Origin of the sequence: Coprococcus sp. ART55/1 (assembly GCF_000210595.1) — a bacterium.
Lineage (GTDB): Bacteria > Bacillota > Clostridia > Lachnospirales > Lachnospiraceae > Coprococcus > Coprococcus aceti.
On the sequence record NC_021018.1, the window covers coordinates 400,677 to 402,972 of the forward strand.

3 protein-coding genes are annotated in these 2,296 nt (G+C 47.5%); all 3 read left to right on the forward strand.

The window, feature by feature from the left end; translation table 11 throughout:
* On the forward strand, nt 1–824 hold an 824-nt coding region (locus tag CCU_RS01920), incomplete at its 5' end, for a DUF4368 domain-containing protein (protein ID WP_208895910.1).
* A gap of 26 nt (nt 825–850) precedes the next feature.
* Nucleotides 851–1,204: a TnpV protein gene (locus CCU_RS01925; protein ID WP_015533360.1), complete on the forward strand. Its 354-nt coding sequence runs from the start codon at nt 851–853 to the stop codon at nt 1,202–1,204.
* Between the two features lie 190 nt (nt 1,205–1,394).
* Nucleotides 1,395–2,296 (forward strand): helix-turn-helix domain-containing protein (locus tag CCU_RS01930; RefSeq protein WP_208895911.1); only part of this gene is annotated, 902 nt, incomplete at its 3' end.

Sequence of the window (2,296 nt, forward strand, 5' to 3'; positions counted from 1 at the left end):
TTTGCCCTACACAGCACCGTATCAAGGCCGAAGCTGTTCTGACCCTGATTGCCGATATGCTCCGGGCCATCGCGGAGTATTCCAGGAATGACCGGGCCGAGTTTATCCGCACCGTCCAGGAAACGCAGGTAGCCCAGCAGACCGCCGACATATCCAAGAAGCGGAAACGGCTGGCCGCCGCCCAAAAGCGGGCCGGGGAACTGGAAAAGCTGATTTGCAAAATCTATGAGGACAACGTCCTGGGTAAGCTGCCGGACGCCCGGTATGAGGCCCTGGACGCACAGTACGCCAAAGAGCAGGACGCCCTCAATGCGGAAATCGTGGAATTGGAAAAGGCTGTTACCGGCTATGAGCAGAGCCAGAAATCCGCAGAGAAGTTTATAGCCCTAATTGATAAGTATGAGAATTTTGACACTCTGACAAACACCATGCTCAACGAGTTTGTAGAGAAAATCCTTGTCCACGAACGCGCCCGAAAAGGCAGCCAGGACACCACGCAGGAAATTGAAATCTACTTCAATTTTGTGGGCCGGTATATCCCGCCCGCCTTGCAGCCGGTTCCCCTGACCCCGGAGGAACAGGAAGAACTGCGGAAGAAGGAGGAACGCAAGGACAGGCTTCACCAGAACTACTTACGCCGCAAGGCAAACGGCAAGCAGAAGGAATGGGAAGAACGCTACAACGCCAAGCGCAAGGTCCAAGTTGAGGCGGCAAAGGCCGCAATCCGGGCTGAGGACATGGAGAAAGGCATTTTTACCACCATCAGCCAGTTACCCAGGCAGGAGCCGCGCAAGGCCACTGTATCGGCCAGTGTCGCAGTTTAACCATCACAGTGCAAAGGAGGACGAACATGAGCAAATTGACTTACACCCGCTGCGGAGATTACTACATTCCCGACCTGAAACTTTCCGAGCAGCCGGAGGCCCCCATTGGCAAGTATGGCCGTATGCGGAAACGCTACCTGAAGGAACGCCGGCCCAGTCTTTACAGCAGCCTGATTTTGAGCGAAAAGCTGTACCCGCACCTATTGGAGATTGACCGGGCGGCGCGTGAACGGATGGACACCATGTTGCCCCGCATGATGGAGGCGGCAGGCGTCACCGAGGAATTGAAAGCCCGTGCCCCTATGTGCTGGGTGGGGCTGATGAATACGCTGAAGGCGCAGGCGGAGGAAACGATTTTACAAGAATTGATTTGTGTATAAGAATTAGAACAGAGTAGAAGTCGGAGATTTTATTTGATATTAAAAACTCCGGCTTCTATTTGTTTTCCTAAAAATCGCTCCGCCCAAGTATCCTTTTGAAAATGAGAAATGGGCTATTTTCTTGAATTGCTCATATTTGTGTGTTATCATAGGAATGATAAGTTTGGATTAACTATTTGGAGCGATGATAATGGAAAAAGTCAATTTCAATCAAGAATGGTACGGTACACAGGCCAAGGTATTGTTTCAGGATGATATTCGCATAGTCATTGATTATGGCTGCAATGGCCGGGGAATTGTTAAGAATTATAACCTTTTTGACGGAATACAACTATGTTTTCTGGATTTTGAAACGGATGAAGTAATGAAAACTCAAAAGTTCAATCCAGATATTATCCAAATCACACACTGTCAGGCTGGACGCTATGAATGTGAGTTTGCAAATCATACTGTGTCATATCTGCCAGAGGGCTATTTTAGCGTTGCAGCAACAGAGTATTTGCCGGTTTCCTTTTCTTTTCCTTTGGGGAAATATTACGGAGTAAGCCTTGTCATAGACCGTCAGGCACTTTCGGATGGAACACGTCGGATGATGCAGACAATACCCATTGACCTTCCTAAGATAGGAACCTCGCTGGGGCTTGAAACACGATGGTACGTCAGCGATACTCCACAACAGTTGCAGCATCTTTTTTCCGAGATATATGCTGCCGCCGAAACAGAACCTGTTGGATATTTCAAAATCAAAGCAATCGAATTGCTGTACCATATAGATCAGTTGACGCAGATTAACGGGTGCGATCTGAAATATTTTGATAAAAAGCAGATACAGGCAACAAAAGCTATTCGGGAATATCTTATTTCTCACATGGACGAGAAAGTATCTTTGGAGCAGTTGGCTAAAAAGGAGCATTTGAACCTTTCGGCTTTTCACATGGTATTTTCTCAAATTTATGGGGACACCCCGTATTCTCACCTCAAAAAATACAAAATGAATTTAGCGGCTCAATGGCTCTCGGAAAACAAAATGAAGATTGGGGATATTGCATTGGAATTAGGGTATAGCAACGCAAGCAAATTTTCTAAGGCATT